An 18,221-nucleotide genomic window follows, 5' to 3' on the forward strand; every position below is an offset into this window, starting at 1 on the left:
AAAGACGCTCCTGAGAGCGCCTTATCATCTGTTGATCAATTCTATTTATACTTTTGCTTCTTTTGCCAACTTGCGTTGTTTTCTTTTCTCTTGTGAACGAATCAGTACCATATAGAGTGAAGGTACGACTAACAGAGTTAATACCGTAGAGAATAATAAGCCGAAAATAATCGCTATTGCAAGCGGGCGGAACAACAATTCTCCTACCGTCGCCATTGGAATCAAAGCGACAATCGCTGCAAGTGAAGTCAAAAGAATCGGGCGGAATCTTGCCGAAGCCGCTAAAATAATCGCTTCTTTCAATTCTTTGCCTTCCTTACGCGCATCTTCGATAAATTCAATCAATACGATACCATTCCGTACAACGATCCCTGCTAAGGAGATCACACCCATCATCGACATAAATCCGATCGGTGTTCGGGTAATAAATAATCCCAGTACTCCTCCTGCCGCCGCTAGATACACTGTTGTCATAATAATCACAGGAATCCAGAGGGAGTAGAATTGCATTGTAATCAGAATAATAATCAACATAATCACGACGATAAATAATTTACCGAGATCGACAAAGATATCACTTTGTTTGGATGTTTCTCCGCCCGTTTCCCATTTGTAGCCATCAGGGAACGATACACCTGCCATTTTAGTCTGCACATCGCCCATCACTTCTGTAGCGGTACGACCAGATACATCTGCTTCAATCGTATTCACGCGCTCCAGATTGTAATGATTGATTTGCTTAATTGAGAAGGAAGGCTTCATCTCTCCGATCTGAGAAAGGGGAACCTGTACACCTGCTTCATTGGTCACATTGGCTTGACGGAATAACGTTTCTGCATTGAGCTTGGTAGAGTCTTTCATATAGATCTTCATATCTATTAACTCTTTACCTGTATCAAAGTCGCCTACTTTTACCCCTGTACCCATCATTAATAAGGTTTGAGTTAAGTTTTTGTATGTGACTTGATATTGATCCATTGCTGCTTGATTCACTACAAAATCCAGTGAATAGCTTTCGATGCCCATCGTATCACTCACATTGGTAGCCCCATTGGTTGAAGCCACGATACCTTTTACCTGATCGGTAAGTTTACGAATTTCAGCCAAGTCATTCCCTGAAATACGAATCGATACCGGCTTACCTACAGGGATACCAAGCTCTGTCATACTGACAGAAGTCGTGACTGCCGGGAAGTCTTTCTTCAATGCTGTTGCCCATTGTGTAGACGCCGTAGCTACATTTAACTTGTCTTTGTCTCCTGTTAATACGACAGCTCCTTGATTGGTTCCATAACTATCTACACTTGTAATATTAGAAAATAGTGGCGCCGCTGTCCCTCCAGCCGAAGAAGACACTTTTGTTACACCCGGCTGTTTTTTAACCCATGCCGCCATTTTCTGTACGGTATCATTCGTTTCTTCGATCGATGTTCCTGAAGGCATCTGCACACTGATTGTAAGCTCTGCATTGTCTGATTTAGGGAACAATTCTACAGGCGTGAATAACACCAATACATACGCTAAGGTACTAAATAAAAGTCCCAAGATAGCGACGAACACAGGACGTTTCAAAATGTTAGGCATCACTCGATGCGCATAAACATCGGTGGCACCTTGAATCTGTTTGCCTAGTAAACCAGATGGTTTATTACTACGTGTCGCTTTGCCTTTTTTCAATTGACGGGTCTCATACCATTCACGGAAAATAGGAATAATCGTTAATGACATCACCATGGAAGCCAACATCGCTAATGAAATAATCACGGGAATCGGACGAATAAATTCTCCAATATCACCTGTAAGTAATAATAATGGAGCAAATGCAGCAATTGTCGCTAAGGTAGCGGTCAGAATAGAGATCGCCACTTCTTTGGTTCCATTGACTGCTGCTTCGCTCGGGCTTTCTCCATGACTTAATCGCCGTTCGATATTATCGTTGACTACTACAGCGTCATCGACCAGTATACCGAGTACAATGATCAAACCTACAACCGTCATCTGATTGAGCGTAATCCCCATCGAAGGCAGTAAGATCATGGCTATCGCTATTGATACGGGAATCGCCAAAGCCACAAATAACGAAGTCAGCATATTTAAGCCAAGCATACAGATCACAACAACTACAGCAATCGCAATTAAAGTCTCTTCCGTTAAAGCATGGAAAATACGATCGGTTTCATCTTTTTGTGCAAATAACGAAGTCACTTTTACATTGGCAGGTAATGTTTTTTGAAGTTCTGTCATTTTGGTATTTACACGTTCATACATTGTAGGTACATCAGAGCCTACTTCGCTGCTAATCTTAATCGCAATCGAAGGAACACCATTATAATAAGAAAGGTATTCTGCTTTGGCATGGCTCATCTGCACATTCGCTACATCTTCCAGATACACAGGCACTTTGGTATCTGAACGATATACCACGATTTTTTTGAGTTTATTTACATCGTAACTAAGCGGTACATTCAATTCATAACTCCGTGTACCATTATCAATCGTTCCTGTTGGTACTCGATCATTAGAAGACTGGATCGCTTGCAAAATACTTTCCCAGGCGATTCCGTACTGCTGTAATTTATTCATATCGGCATCGATGCGTACTTGTTGCTCCGGAATACCATCAATCACCACATCTGTTACACCTTCAACCGAACGCAATTGATCTTCCCATGTGTGCATCAAGTCATTCAATGCCCAAATATCATCAGTAGACTTACCATATAATGCAAAAGATTGAACAAACGATTTGGTTAAATTATCATTTACAATCGGCTTATCTGCATCATCTGGTAAATCGGCTTCTACATCTTGAATTTTTTTGCGCAAATCATTCCAGACTGTCTCTGCATCCGCATCGGGTTGTGCTTCGATTAAGATCGACGATACCCCTGCGCTGGATGTAGATGTAACGGTTTTGAGATTAGGTACTTCTTTGATTTTTTGCTCTAAAATCTTGGTGACTGTCTGCTCGACTCGATCTGGATTAGCACCCGCATAGACTGTCGTCACCATCGCTTGTTTGACTACAACGTCTGGCATTAATTGCTTTGGTAATTGAAGTCCACTGGCTACACCTACAATAATAAGAACAATAAAAAACAACAGCGTGATTTTGCGCTTTTTGACGATATAATTAATCATGTTATTGCCCCTTCTGTACTTGCAACACATCGCCATTCATTAGACGATCGGCACCGCTGCTGACAATCTGATCACCCACTTGTAGACCAGACTTGATCTCATACTGATTATTGTATAATTCACCAATTTGAACGGTTTTTTTAACTGCTTTTCCTTTTTGATTCACAAATACATAAGGATTGTTCGAGGTACTGATCACAGCCGAAGCAGGTACAGCAATGCCTGTTCGTCCTGTAGCTTGTTGTGAAGCTTTAACCACTTGCCCGGGTTTCCAATCTTGCTGTGGATTAGCAATGACCACTTCTGCATTGATTGAACCAGTATTTTTGTTGGTAGCTGGATATAATTTTTTGACTGTTCCTGTACGAACTTGATCATACAGATTGATACTGATCTTTTGACCGACTTTCCAATTTTTCAATTCTTGATCTGCAATCGGTAGCAATACTTTAAGCTGATTCACTTTACCGATTGTAAATACAGGAGTTCCTGCTGAGATGGTCTGTCCGCTTGAGATATCTTTCTCCAAAATCACACCACTTACAGAAGATTTCAATGTCGTTCTGGATAAACTAAGCGCTGCTTCTTTTTGAGCGACAATCGCTTGTTGATAGCTTGCTTGTGCTTGTTCTACACCTGCTTGTGCTTGTGCAATCGCGGCTTGTGCTTGCTCCACTTCTGCATTTGCTTGTTGTATACCTGTTTCAGCAGATTGCACGCCAGCTTGAGCTTCTTTAACTGCTGATGCTGCACTTGCACGGTCAGATGCACTTGCTCCTTCTTGTAAAAGAGATAGTTGTTGCTTCGCATCATTCAGACTTTGCTCAGCGACTTCTACCGCTGTCTGTGCTTGCTCATACTCTTGCTTAGTTAATAGCCCATTTTGATACAAAGTAGAAGCTCGATCCGCTTCAATTTTGTTTTGATTATATGTCGTCTGTGCCTTGTTAACAGCATTAATAGCTTGATTCTTTTGTTGTGAACGTGCACCATCGGTGACTCCACGCTCTGCTGCACGAGCACTTTCTACTTTAGCATTTGCTGCGGCTACACCTGCGGCTGCCGATTGCTTCGAAGCCTGTGCTTTGCTTAGCCCACCTTGAGCACTTTTCAATGTTGCTTGTGCACTAGAGATACCGGCTTGTGCTTGCTGAGCGGCTTGCGCTGCATCGCTTATTTTTAATTGAAGATCAGCAGGATCTAGATTAGCAAGTAGCTCTCCTTGCTTCACGGTATCCCCTACACTGCCACGAACGTCTTCTACCGTTCCATTAATTTCAAAAGACACTGGATATTCATCTGATGCTGCTAATGTTCCTGATAGATCATAGGTAGTATCTAAAGCTACTTTTTTGACAGTGGTTAACTCCACATTTGCTTGCTCGGCACTTTGCGCTTGACTATCTGCTGTAGAACAAGCGCTCAAAATAGTCATCATTAAGACGATGCACAAAGCAGATAAACTGCGTATTTTCATTCTAATCTGCTCCTTATCATTCCAAAAATAGTTATAAAATAAATCGTTTAATCTGTTCCAACACTTCATCTGCTGACAACGGATCACCAAACTTTTCCCATTCAAATACCAATGCTTCATACATGCGGCACAACAGAAAAGCAGTTAATAATTTATCCGGTACTTGAATCAAATTCTCTTGTTCCGCTTTTTCCAAGCGACTGGCGATAAAATGAACGGTCTCACAATTGATCTCTGCCAGTGCGTTCTTAGAAGCTTCTGTCGAATATTCAACAGCTTCTTGCTCGAGTTTATTTAATAATTCATGATCTTTACGGAACTGCATACACCCCTGTATTGTATGATGAAGCTTTTCATGAATCGTTCCTTCTATAGCCATATTGTCATCAATCGTTTGAGCCAGATCATCATTCACATTATGAATGATCGCTTTTAAAATATCTTCTTTGGTCTCAAAAAAGAGGTAGATTGCACCTTTGCTAATGCCTGCTGTTTTAGCAATATGCTCCACAGTCGTTCCTTTATAACCAAACAAAGAAAACACCTGTTTAGCTGCATTTAAAATTTTCAAACGTCGTTCGTCTACATATATTTCTTCCATCATGATATCCTCCAGTGATCCAAAAATGAATAGCGTCAACATTTGTTCTAAAGAAGACTCTTCTTCCAAATGGTGGTTCTGGTTTAGTATATCATTCATTCGCTCTACCTCCATGACCAAAAAACCAATTTAGTTTTCTGGTCAAATCATATTACGAATTTAAATGAATGTCAAATAGAAATATGTGTTTTTTCGACATTTTTTTATTGTTCCTAATCTTTTTTTCATATATGATATGGAAAACTTTATAATGTATTTATTCTATTTCCTACATTTGAGAATATTAAGGGATGTTGCTGATGAATCATTATCTTCTGGTATGGAGTACGCCTGATCTATGGAATCCGATATGGATCGTTATTGGAATTGGTATTGTTTTTGCATTGATTACTATAGGGGTCTATGCAGTTAGAGGTCTGCGAAAGCTGTATCGTTTGATACAGGTACAATTACAAGCGAGCCACAATCTCAGCTTACATCGAGAAGTACAGCAACAATTGGATCATATTCGTAAGTCAGAACATAATTATGATCAATTAGTACGCTTGAATATGTTAATCGCTCAGACTGCGGATCATTTGCTGTTGGCGAGAATACATATTTTGCGCGCGGAAGTCTATGAGAATATGAAGCAACCTGCTTTGGCGATTAAAGATTATCAACAAGCGATTCAGTATCATCCTGAAAATGATATTCCGTATTTTGGACGGGCATTGTTATATGAACAAGATCAACGCTTAGATCTGGCTTTACGTAGTTACCATCAAGCGATCGATCGTTATCCTAAGCATATCGATGCGTATTATCATTGTTGTCAGATTTATTTTGTACAGAAAGACCTTTATCGCTCACTTGAATATGCGAATACGATTGTTGAGCTTCAACCCGATGCCAATGCGTATTATAATCGAGGGGTCGCCTATGCCCGAGTGGATAACTATACGCAAGCAGTTGCTGACTATGAACAGGCAATCGAATTGGATGCCAATTATGCGAATGCTTATGTGAATCTAGGAATCTACTATGGCAAAATAGAGGATACCCAGCGAGCGTTAGAGTATTACCAATTAGCAAGCGAATGTGGCGATTATAATATCGATATGCACTACAATCGGGCGCTATTGTACATCGATTTGCAAGAGTATGCGCTGGCACTGGAAGATTTGAATACGTATATTGCTTTAGAAAGCGGTTATGGTGATGCGTACTACAATCGAGGTTGGATTCATAATGAAGTGTATGATCGTGCTGATCTGGCTTTTGAAGATTACACACGCTCTATAGAGCTACAACCGAATCAAGCACGAGCTTACAACAATAGAGGATTGATCTATCTTCATCGTCAACAATATGATTTAGCGATTCAAGATTATAATATGGCTATTACGTTCTATCCTAATACATCTAAATATTATGTAAGTCGTGGCTGGGCTTATCAATGCAAGCAAGAAGACGAGCTGGCTTTACACGATTATGCGAGAGCGATAGAACTAGATGAACACAATAAGCAAGCTTATATTAATCGAATTGCGCTGTACAAAGCCAAAGGATACCGTTCATGGGTGATTCATGATTATCATCGCTTAATGGAGATTGAACCTGATGCAGTCTGGATTTATTTTGAGTGTAGTTGGTATTGTTTAGACAATAAAGATTACGAATTAACTATTCAGTACCTAGATCAAGCAATCTCTATTGATCCCACCCATGCTTTATCGTATAATAACCGCGGTTTTGCTTATCAAAGACTCAAAGATTATGAAGCGGCTCTAGCGGATTACAGCAAAGCAATAGAATGTGATCCTACGACAAGTGCATTGTATTATCGCAATCGTTTTTATATCTACGACTTTTTAGGAGAAACTGAAAAAGCCAAGCAAGATTGGGATATGGCTGATCAGATTGAACAGCATTTGCATTTGGTCTGATCTCAGTTGATTGCAATTTCTCTGTATCATGTATTACGGAAGACCTATGATGTAATACACTTTACAAATGTAGATACTGTTTCTGTGAGAACAGCAAAAAGCGTCGAGCCTATACAGCACTCGACGCTTTTTTGCTATTTGATTTTTATGACTACCTTTGGATTGGTACATGATTAGTCTGTCATTCTATTTGTGATTCACGAGTGATTTATTTTGCTAACGCTTGAACTTCTGCTTCGCTTAACGCTTTGTTATAAATTTGTACTGTATCTAGGGCACCTTTGAAATACGCATCTGCTGCAAAGCGACTTTTGCCTAAATATGCTTCACGAGTCATGAGATCACTCGGATTAAAAGTCATCTTTTCATTGGTTGCAGACAACTTCCCATTCACATACAATTTGCCTGTTTTTCCTTCAATAGTGACTGCTACATGTACCCATTCATTTAAAGGAAGCGGTGTGGAAGTGATTAGATTTTGATCCGTATTTTGCTGATGGATCGTAAACTGCATCCCTGTTCCTTGAGAAGGCGTCAAAAACATAAAGCTATTCATCCCATCCCCAAAGTCTAAAATACGTTGCCACGGCGCCCCACCTTGCCATTTCACCCAACCGGCAAATGTAAAGTCTTGTCCATCGGTAACGGTTCCTGGCAATTGTACATAACCGTCAGCACCATTCAGCTCTACTGCTCCACCTTGCTTACCTGCTGTTGTCCAAGTCGCTCCATGAAGTGTACCGTCATAATGATTGTACGTATTATCTTGTACAGTTGTACCGGACGTCTGATCAAAGTGATATTCACCTAATAATGGGCCACGTCCTTGTTCTAACACAGTCACTTTAAAATTTTTATTCTTTTTGGCATCGCCTTTGGTGATCGTTGCAATCATCGTGACTTTGGCATTACCTGTTCCTGCTTCAGGACGTGTCACGACTCCTTTGTCGGAGATGATGTTTGGCTTGGATGATTTCCATGTGATTTGCGTGTCATGCGTACCTTTAGCAGGTAGATCAAGGTTATAGAACACACTGCTAATATCGCCCAGATCAAGATCTTTATCCACAGCAGATACGAATTGCTTGTCTTTTCTGGGTTGCATCTGGCTACCCCACACACCTACACCACTTTCTGATAGCGCTGTTAGGGTTAGCGTAGTCTCACCTGATTGTGGGTTCGTCTCATGTAAGAAGACACCATCATATTGCACATTGCCTATCTTAATCTGTACATCATGATCGCCCTGTAATGTCCATGTGCCTTGTACAGCTCCTGTAATCTGACCATCGGCTTGCAGTTGCACAGTCACTGATGAATGGACATTCGCACTGATTTCTTTATCCTGCGTGATCCACTGGTACTCACCCGCGATATCTTTGGCTTGAACGGTTGAAGTAGGATCAGCTTCTCCTGCATAACGATAAGGAGCCACAACCGGCCATCCCTGATCATTCATAAACATTTCATGTACACGTACTTCATGCTCTTCCCCACGATCGACAAACCGCGAATGGAAAATCAGAAAATACTTGCCTGTTTTTTCATCATAATAGGCTGAATTATGCCCGGGTGACACCGCATTAGCTCCGATACCTTCACCTGCATCACCAATCGCACGTTCAAAATTGTAATTCCCCATAATTTTCACACCATACGGAGCAATCGAAGCATCATCGAATAGTGGCTTGGCTGGATCGGCTTGGACATTGGTCATATCGTTACCTTGTGCATCGTAGAAAGGACCATCCGGATTGTGCGACCGAGCTATACGCACATTGTATCCTCCGAATGAATCCAGTCCACCGAAAGATAAGAACAGGTAGTAATAATCGGTTTCAGGGCTATACAACATATAAGGCCCTTCAATACGACTGTGATTGCCACCGATTAACTTTTTACCATAACCTTGATCTGGAAGAGGCTTACCACTCACAGGGTCTAATTGCAGAATAAAGATACCGCCAGAGTAAGATCCGTACACCATCCATAACTTGCCTTCTTTATCGAAAAAGGTATCGGGATCAACCGCATTTGGATCTTTGGTAGCATCATAGATCGTACCCCCTTCTCCAACTTCGCCCCACATCCCTGATTTGAGGAAAATACCTTGATCTTTATAAGGCCCTTCGATATTATCAGAGACCGCTACTCCTAATGCCGAACGAGGAGAATCTCCTTTACAAGCGTTGTAGTACATATAAAATTTGCCATCTGCTAACTGGATCACATCTGCTGCCCAAAGGGTATCTGACTGTGCCCAATCGAATGTTTCTTTAAGCTCTTCTTTCACATTGGGAATCAGCGGATTACCATTGGCGACACCAGAAGAGATCATTTGCCAGTTCATGAGATCACTAGACTTGGCAGATGCTAAATGAGAACCAAAAATATAAAATTCATCGCCGACACGAATCACAGACGGATCATGCACAGAAGCTTCCTGATATGTAGGGGCTTGATTGCTTGTAGATACAGATTCAGACGCTGATAATGTATTGCCATTATCACTTGCCCATGCTGGCCCTACCGGTAAAAGTAATGCAGCTGTTAATGCCAGCAGACTTGTTTTGGTCCACATGTGTTTTGTCATTAATGAGTCTCCTTTTGGATGCAAGATATTTAATCGTTAACACATTTATTATCTTTTAAAATATTTTATATCTAGTAATTCAATGTAATTTTTGTTTATAAAAACGCTTACAAACATAATATATAGCGTTTATAGGATTATTTCAAGCTAATTATTTATTTATATGTAAATTAATTAATGTTTATATGAATTATATGAAGTGTAATCTTATAATTTGTTGCATACAAAAAAACTCTATACCCTTTTCAAGGCATAGAGTTCTGATTAATCTTTGATTTTGAGCATCATTTTAATCAAGATATCTTCTAGCACCTGCAAATTCTTTAGCATAAGCGCTTGTGTTGATTGAAATGACTTCTACCGTTTTACCTGCTTTTGGTGAATGCATCATTTGTCCATTCCCAATATACATGGAGACATGGTGCACACTACCTTTGCCATTTTTAGTTGCGAAGAACATTAGATCGCCCGGTTGTAAATCATTCCAGCTTACTGCTGTACCTTCTTTGATCTGAGCTGAAGCATCACGAGGTAAGGATATACCATGATAACCGTACACCGTCGATGTAAATCCAGAACAATCGAATCCATAGGCTGAGATACCTGCCCACAAGTAAGGCAATCCTAGAAATTGCTTACCTGTTGCTACCAGATCAGCACCTGTTGGCTTAGGGATATCCTTCAATAATTCATATACCGCCACATCTGATTGCTTTATCCATGACTTACTTTCATCCGGTGTCCAGACTTGCACCCAGTTCCCTTCTTGAGCAATCACAGGAAAACGTGTATTAAAACTAACTTCAATACGCTTGGTGGTCTGATCGGCGTTGTATACAGGAGCTGTCTTAGCACTCACTATCGCTATAGGGCACTGGCTATAATTGATAGTACTTAATGTGCTAACTTGCACTTTAGACAACCAGCCTGGATAACCATATTTGCTTTTGGGTGTCGATTGTCCCACAACAGCAACTTGTGCCCAATCCCCTTTGACTTGTAACAAGCGTACTTCTTGTCCATACAAAGCTTGTGTTTCTGTTTTGCCAGTTAACCATCTACGCTGTGTAGTGGAAGACATCGATGACGTCCACTTTTTCATATCGACTGGACTTGATAACGAAGGGGCATCTAGTTTACGTTCTAATCCGGGCTGCTTCCATAAAGTCGCTACAGAGACATTAATATAATGTTTGCGTACTTTAGTATTGGTCGAGCAGATATCTGTGCTTGAAGTCGATGTAGAACTTGCGCCATACACTGCTGGCATGAATCCTATATATAGTAGTAACACGCTCAGTAACGACAAAGACCATGATTTTTTACTCATCATTTAGCATATTCTCCTATGTTCTTCAAAGTGATGTTAGACTTTATCATAACATGCCTGTGGAGCATAGGAGTACCATTTCGGCTATATTTCTCGCTAGCTTTTTAGATATATTTAGGCAACCAATCTCCATGTGCTTCGATTAATTCATCACACAGTGCCACGATATCGTCAATTGATAACTCGGCAGCAGTATGAGGATCAAGCATAGCCGCATGATAAATATGTTCTTTTTTACCTGTGATCGCCGCTTCAATCGTCAACAATTGAGTATTGATACTTGTGCGATTCAACGCCGCTAATTGTGGAGGTAGATTGCCTGCATACGTTGGCGTTACACCTGAAGCATCGACCAGACAAGGCACTTCCACACAAGCTTCTGTTGGCAAATTCGGAATCAGACCAGTATTCATCACATTGGCTCCGATTTTGTAAGGTGTATTTGTTTCGATTGCTTCTAAAATATAAGAAGCGTATTCCATACTACGTGTATGCTGGATATGCTCACTCGCAAATAACTGTTCTTTCATTTCATTCCATCCTTTGATCTGCTCTACACAACGACGCGGGTATTCGTCTAATGGAATATTGAACTTCTCGATCAATTCAGGATACTGACGCTTGATAAAATACGGATGATATTCTGCATTATGCTCAGATGACTCGGTCACATAGTAGCCGAATCTTAACATCAACTCAAAACGTACCATATCATCGTGTTTGGTTTTTTGCTTTTCAGCGGCAAGACGTTTAATTTCAGGATAGAGATCGACACCATCTCGTGTCACTTCAAGTAACCATGCCATATGATTTATGCCTGCGATTTTCGCCTGAATACCCGTCTGGTCGATACCAAGCGCTTCAAATAAGTTCGGAATACATTGTTGTACACTATGGCATAATCCCACTGTCTGAATCCCACCATAGGTATTCATCACATTGGTCAGTACCGCCATCGGATTGGTATAATTTAAAAATAAAGCATTCGGACAGACTTCACGCATATCTTTCGCAAATTCAAGCATCACCGGAATCGTACGCAAATTACGGAAGATCCCGCCTATGCCTAACGTATCTGCAATCGTTTGACGTAATCCGTATTTTTTAGGAATTTCAAAATCAGTGATCGTACATGGATCATATCCGCCAACTTGAATCGCATTAATCACATATTTAGCGCCACGTAGCGCTTCTTTACGGTCTTGATACGTCACAATTTCACATGTACTGCCTACGGTGTTTTTAATACTATTTAATAGATTTTCTGATTCTTGCAGACGGTTGAGATCGATATCATATAGAGCAAGTTCAAAGCCTTGCAAAGCTTCTGTTAACATCACATCACCCAAAACATTTTTGACAAATACAGTACTACCTGCGCCGATAAAAGTAATTTTATTCATGATTATTTCCCTCCATATGTAGATCTGATGAAGCGGCTTCAATACGATTAACTATAGAGGTAAGCGCTTTATAAGAACATAGAGTAAAGTATCATAAACATGGTATAATCCCATTTTATCTTTTTAGTTATGAAGTCAATATGTACGATATACTAAAGATATATAGATAGCGATTGTGCTTTGGAAAGGAATCGATACGATGTTGCTTAACCATTTACCGTATACGCATTACACTCATTCGGTATCTTACCCACCTATGGATTTGAACCTATTATTTTTTGGAACTGAACAATGTACGGCTAATCACGCATGGGGCCCCGGTGTTAGAGATTCGTATATTCTTCACTATATTCATCAAGGATCAGGTGTTCTACGAGTTCAAGAGCGAGAATATCATCTTACCGCAGGGCAAGGGTTTCTGATTTTTCCAGATGTGATTATGAATTATGAAGCAGATGCAGATGATCCGTGGGTCTATACGTGGATTGGATTTAAAGGGATCAACGCCAAATCATTAATGCAGCGGGCGCATCTGACACTCGATCATCCTGTGTATGATAGTCAGGGACGGTCATGGTTTGAGCATTTTTATGATCAATTGTTAGCCGCTTATAATGAACCGGGCGAAGATGTCTATGCGCAAGGTATGTTGTATCAGTTAATCTATGAATTAATAGCTTGTGCTCCTGCATCAACTACTCCATTACGGGTAGCTCCTTCAAGAGAACGTTATTTGCAACAAGCGATTGAATATATTGAAAATAGCTACAGCCAGAAGATTAGTGTACTGGATATCGCTGCTTCTGTCGGTCTGGATCGCACCTATTTATCCGGTCTGTTCAAAGCGGAACTTGGTGTATCGCTTCAGCAATTTATGATCGAATACCGAATGAAACGAGCGTTAGAGTTACTTCATCATAGTCAATTATCAATCAGCGATATTTCACGTTCAGTCGGGTACACAGATCCCTTTTTATTTTCTAAAATGTTCAAAAAAGTAATCGGTCATTCGCCAAAGCAGACTCGTGAGCGATTGTAGTGCGTATATTTTAGTTATAAAATCGGTGGACGATCTTGCATCAACTCAGAAGGAACAGTCCCCATCATGCGCTTGAATACACGATAAAAGTATGACAAATCACGATAGCCCAAAAATTCAGAAATCTCTGCAATTGTTAATTGAGATTCTGTCAACATATACACCGCACGCTTCATCCGCTGATGATGGACATAGTCACTGATCGTCTGATTGGTAACACTTTTGAACAGATTAGCGGCATAATTCGGTGTTCGCTCAATCACTTCACCTAATTGTTCTTTGGTGATACGATGGTTGTAATTACGCTGAATATAGTGCTTCATCATATCGACTAATTGATGTTTGTCTGCACTGATTAACTTCTGATCGTATTCACGACTGACTTCAATTAATAACTGCATTAACAACGTCTGTGTCATCAATTCGTAATACGGTGTATGCTCTGTCCATTGCAAAATAATCACTTTTAGCTTTTCATGAATAAGATCATAACAGCCTAGTTTGAGTCTTAACGGCTCGGCTTGATGCAAAATCGATAATTCCAAATCTGCTTGTTGCACACGGAAATAAATGACTAATTTAGTGTGCATCATAGTAGGAATACTTTTGCCATAGTATGCAAGATGAGCAGGAATAAGTAGCATTTCTCCTTTTTCAATAATCTGCTTTTGCTCATTCACCCAATATACACATTTTCCATAAGTCACTAGACTAAGGCAATAGATCTGTCCTCTACATGGCTCTTTCTCATACCAATCTACCTTGTCATGCTCCTGTATATCAACAATCTCCAACATGTGCATCTTTTCTCCTTTATCGCAAGTTCAATCCTATAATATGAGCATTTCCGACATCACTTTTTGTATTTAAGCGTACTATAGTCTACTAATTGTACTATAGTTCATAGCATACTGTGTTTATTACAGGTACAATAATTTATGAAAAGTGTTTTATCATATATAGAATAATCACGAAATTGATTATGATTTTCGTACAATCAAGTTTATTGAAAGAAATATGAATCGATTTGATTGTGCGAAAATCATTCAAGTGTATACTAAATAAAATCGCTTCTAGGAGGATAACCAATGCTTAGAACTAAAATTATCTGTACGATGGGACCTGCTTGTGATTCTGTAGAAATGTTAAAAGAAATGATTAAAGCGGGTATGACGGTAGCTCGTCTGAATATGGCTCATGGTGAATTAGAAGATCATGTGATGCGTATCCAGAATGTACGTCAAGCTGCTTCTGAACTGAATACATTTGTTCCAATTATGATGGATATCAAAGGACCTGAAGTCCGTATCGGTAAATTAAGAGAAGCTTCCTGCGAATTACGTGCAGGCGGGCAATTGATTTTGACAACAGATGAAATTTTGGGCGATGCTGAACGTATCGGTGTAAACTATTCTGAATTAAATGAAGTTGTTAAAGCAGGAGATCGCATTCTTATTGATGATGGTCTGGTGGATCTGAATGTACGTGAAATCAGAGGAAACGATATCTACTGCGATATTATTAGCGGTGGTACACTCAAACCTCGTAAAGGTGTAAACTTACCGGGTATTCACACGACTTTGCCAGGGGTAACAGAACGTGATGTTATGCATATTCACTTCGGATTAGAGCAAAACATCGAAATGATCGCTGCTTCTTTCGTTCGTAAAGGCGACGATATTCGCGAAATTCGTGGAATCTTAGCTGAAAACAATGCAGAACATGTTCAAATCTACTCTAAAATCGAAAACCAAGAAGGTATGACTAACCTGAACGATATTATCGTTGCTTCTGACGGTATTATGGTTGCTCGTGGTGATCTTGGGGTTGAAGTTCCGATTCAAGACGTACCCATGATGCAAAAAGAAATGATCGATAAATGTAACTTAGCAGGTAAACCTGTTATCGTTGCTACACATATGTTGGAATCTATGCAAGTGAACCCGCGTCCAACTCGCTCAGAAGTCAGTGACGTAGCGAATGCAGTATTGCAAGGCGCAGACGTAGTCATGTTGTCTGGTGAATCCGCAGCAGGTAAGTATCCTGTACAATCGGTTCAAACGATGGCAGCTGTTGCACAACGTGCAGAGACGATGATCGACTACTACGAACAATTTTCTAAAAAAAGAGCAGCACACTCTACCAACATCACAGAAGTGATCAGCCAGAGTGCGGTAAGTGCTTCGCTTGAACTAGCGGCTAAAGCGATCATTATTTCAACAGAGAGTGGATTTACCGCTCGTATGATCTCCAAGTACCGTCCACAAGCACCTATCTTTGCAGTCACTCAACATGATTCAGTGATGGCTAAAGTATGTCTATTGTCTGGTGTGATCCCGGTTAAAGGCGACGCTGTAAGCACTACTGATGAGATGTTCGAATCTGCTACACGTAATGCCATCAACACAGGTTACATCAACAAAGGCGATGTTATCGTATTATCTGCTGGTGTGCCCATTGGACAATCTGGTAATACCAACTTGCTCAAAGTACAACAAGTATAATTTCATCCTTTAATATGATTTGAATAAATATCAAAAAGACCTGTATCCGATACTTTGTGAAAAGTGGTCGTTGTACAGGTCTTTTTGTTTTGAGTATAAATTACGATCTAATCTAACTCTGTATTCATGAAGACTTAGAAATTATTCAATATGTATATGTGTTTATACATTTACCATCATGATTTGAGCTTTACGAATTGAATCTGACGATGAGAAAGTAGTTACACTCATATTTACTAATTTTCAAGCAATTATTATATCAGGCGATTCAACTAAGTTTTTAGATAATATAGCAGACTATAAATATTCAATCGAAAATATTAACAAATAGAATGAAAATACGTATGAAGTTACTCTCAATAACCCCCTCTGTTGAGGGGGTTATCCTTAAATTAATAAACAGAAAGTTTATTTAGCCTTCTATTGCTACTTGATATAAAATCAATTGGCCATCAATATCTGCAATTAAACGATCAAGTGATTTCTCATTTTTTAATTTGTAGATTTTCGTATTTATTGGGATATTTGTTGCAGATAAGTTTTCGAATGTTAAGTTTGGACTAAGATTACTTTCAATTTTCCCTGCTATTTCTCCGCGTCTAATATTTGAAGTATCTACATTATCTTTTTTCAAATAAATCCTTTCTTCAAAAACAAAGAAATCTGCATCTGGATTTTGACTAAGTATATGACTTGCTACACCCTCAACAGAACTTCTACTAATATGGGTTCCAGAATTTAAATCCTGGCATCCAACCATTAAAACTAAAAATACAAATAAAAGATATTTCATTTAATCACCTCTTTTTTCAACTTATACAAATAAATGTTATTATATAAAAGATTGGATTTTAAATCCAATTATATAATATTAAGGAGTGATCTTTTTGGGAAAAGGAAAAGTATTTTTGGTCTCTTTACTAAGTTTAGCATTAGTTTCCACAGCTTCTATGACAGCAGTTCGAACAGCTTCAGCAAATGAAACTGAAAAATGGCGTTATTTTGCAAAAGATATGACTTACAAATGGGCACCAAATTTCAACAATACCACTTTTAAAAATGCTTGGACTGGTGCAGTCAACTCATGGAATGGTAAAGGTATGAACATTTACCAACATTCTAATTCCGCAAATACACTTGGAGAATTTTATGAGTCATCAGACTTATATGGACGTATGACCACAAGATATTCTTCCTCCAATATAGTAACTAGTTTTACGGGAGAGATTAATTCTGGGAATTCAAATAATGTAAATACCAATGTTCCTTTAAGTGTGGCTGTGCATGAAATTGGTCATTCGATGGGTTTAGCGCACAACACACAAAATTCTATAATGAGTAATGAAAGAAACAGAAATAACTTATACTATCCAACTTCATATGATGTTCAAACTATGAAACAACTGTATGTTGGAACAATTGGGTGGAATTCACTAACTGCTACTACCGAAAAAGCACCTCAGGAAGAAACTTCACAAATAAATTTAAGTTATGATTTTCCCACTGCGAGTACAATTCAAGAAATGACTAGTGAAGCTGATGTAGTTATAAGTGGTGAATATACTTCAAATGAGTATGAAAAATGGAATATGTCACGTAATCCTGAGAACCCTTTAAAAGAAAGTTCTGAAAAATATGCTGAAGGAAGACTTTATAAATTTAAAATAGAAAACGTATTAAAAGGGAACCTTTCAGAAAAAGAGATTAAAGTTAATCATCGAGCTTCTGACATGATTAAAGTCGAATTAGAAGAAGGAATGACGCAAGAAGTAAAGGTAGATGATCCACGTTTTATTGAACCTACTGCCGGTCAAAAATATCTACTCTTCTTGAAAAAAGACGATAAGCTTAATAATTATTATGGAGCAATTGAACCATTTTCTTTAATTATTACTAATCAGGATAATGTTCAGGTTGAAAGCAATTTAGTTGGAAAGCAAGACTACACCCATAAGTTTCACGTAAGCAACGGCTTGTACTTAGAAACTGAAGAAGAAGGAACCGTTGATACCATTTCTGGATCAAGTCTTTCTGAACTTATAGAAAAGATCGACTTACCGATTCAATAAATCAAGTTTATTTTAGGGCTTATGCTAGTAACCTTAACCCAGTAAAAAACGCCGACTAATGATCACTATGCGCCCCTGTCTAATTTGAATAAATATTAAAAAGACCTGTATCCGATACTTTGTGAAAAGTGGTCGG

General features: G+C 39.2%; 12 protein-coding genes. 4 read left to right on the forward strand and 8 right to left on the reverse strand.

Features of this window, described 5'->3' with window-relative positions:
• Positions 1-45 precede the first annotated feature (45 nt).
• Genes PTI45_RS21875 through PTI45_RS21885 form a run of 3 tightly spaced genes read right to left on the reverse strand, consistent with a single transcriptional unit; the run spans position 46 to position 5,318 of the window.
• Positions 46-3,141, reverse strand: a complete 3,096-nt coding sequence (locus PTI45_RS21875; protein ID WP_069329696.1) for an efflux RND transporter permease subunit — start codon at positions 3,139-3,141, stop codon at positions 46-48.
• Between the two features lies 1 nt (position 3,142).
• Positions 3,143-4,618: an efflux RND transporter periplasmic adaptor subunit gene (locus PTI45_RS21880; protein WP_083243675.1), complete on the reverse strand. Its 1,476-nt coding sequence runs from the start codon at positions 4,616-4,618 to the stop codon at positions 3,143-3,145.
• 31 nt (positions 4,619-4,649) lie between these two features.
• Positions 4,650-5,318: a TetR/AcrR family transcriptional regulator gene (locus PTI45_RS21885; RefSeq protein WP_161594289.1), complete on the reverse strand. Its 669-nt coding sequence runs from the start codon at positions 5,316-5,318 to the stop codon at positions 4,650-4,652.
• Between the two features lie 200 nt (positions 5,319-5,518).
• On the opposite strand from PTI45_RS21885, the gene PTI45_RS21890 reads away from it, so the two are divergent.
• On the forward strand, positions 5,519-7,147 hold the full coding sequence (locus tag PTI45_RS21890; RefSeq protein WP_069329697.1) for a tetratricopeptide repeat protein: 1,629 nt from the start codon (positions 5,519-5,521) through the stop codon (positions 7,145-7,147).
• A 208-nt stretch (positions 7,148-7,355) separates the two neighbouring features.
• Here the strand turns inward: PTI45_RS21890 and abnB are convergent, their stop codons facing one another.
• The 3 genes from abnB to melA form a co-directional block, all read right to left on the reverse strand.
• Complete coding sequence (abnB, locus tag PTI45_RS21895; RefSeq protein ID WP_069329698.1) at positions 7,356-9,740, reverse strand: arabinan endo-1,5-alpha-L-arabinosidase AbnB; 2,385 nt, start codon at positions 9,738-9,740, stop codon at positions 7,356-7,358.
• A gap of 289 nt (positions 9,741-10,029) precedes the next feature.
• Entirely contained in the window at positions 10,030-11,073 is a 1,044-nt protein-coding gene (locus tag PTI45_RS21900; RefSeq protein WP_069329699.1) for a C40 family peptidase, read from the reverse strand.
• Positions 11,074-11,174: 101 nt separating this feature from the next.
• Positions 11,175-12,473, reverse strand: a complete 1,299-nt coding sequence (gene melA, locus PTI45_RS21905) for an alpha-glucosidase/alpha-galactosidase (RefSeq protein ID WP_069329700.1) — start codon at positions 12,471-12,473, stop codon at positions 11,175-11,177.
• A gap of 175 nt (positions 12,474-12,648) precedes the next feature.
• Here melA and PTI45_RS21910 point away from each other — a divergent pair, with 175 nt between their 5' ends.
• Complete coding sequence (locus tag PTI45_RS21910; protein WP_241669410.1) at positions 12,649-13,512, forward strand: AraC family transcriptional regulator; 864 nt, start codon at positions 12,649-12,651, stop codon at positions 13,510-13,512.
• Between the two features lie 14 nt (positions 13,513-13,526).
• Here the strand turns inward: PTI45_RS21910 and PTI45_RS21915 are convergent, their stop codons facing one another.
• Positions 13,527-14,309 (reverse strand): helix-turn-helix transcriptional regulator, encoded by a 783-nt coding sequence (locus PTI45_RS21915; RefSeq protein WP_069329702.1) that lies wholly within the window; start codon positions 14,307-14,309, stop codon positions 13,527-13,529.
• 291 nt (positions 14,310-14,600) lie between these two features.
• On the opposite strand from PTI45_RS21915, the gene pyk reads away from it, so the two are divergent.
• Positions 14,601-16,016, forward strand: coding sequence for a pyruvate kinase (pyk, locus tag PTI45_RS21920; protein ID WP_069329703.1), 1,416 nt, complete (start codon positions 14,601-14,603; stop codon positions 16,014-16,016).
• A gap of 412 nt (positions 16,017-16,428) precedes the next feature.
• Here the strand turns inward: pyk and PTI45_RS21925 are convergent, their stop codons facing one another.
• Positions 16,429-16,809: a hypothetical protein gene (locus PTI45_RS21925; RefSeq protein WP_069329704.1), complete on the reverse strand. Its 381-nt coding sequence runs from the start codon at positions 16,807-16,809 to the stop codon at positions 16,429-16,431.
• Positions 16,810-16,903: 94 nt separating this feature from the next.
• On the opposite strand from PTI45_RS21925, the gene PTI45_RS21930 reads away from it, so the two are divergent.
• Positions 16,904-18,085: a matrixin family metalloprotease gene (locus tag PTI45_RS21930; protein ID WP_069329705.1), complete on the forward strand. Its 1,182-nt coding sequence runs from the start codon at positions 16,904-16,906 to the stop codon at positions 18,083-18,085.
• Positions 18,086-18,221 lie beyond the last annotated feature (136 nt).

The sequence above is a fragment of the Paenibacillus nuruki genome, assembly GCF_001721045.1.
In the GTDB taxonomy this organism is placed as follows: domain Bacteria; phylum Bacillota; class Bacilli; order Paenibacillales; family Paenibacillaceae; genus Saccharibacillus; species Saccharibacillus nuruki.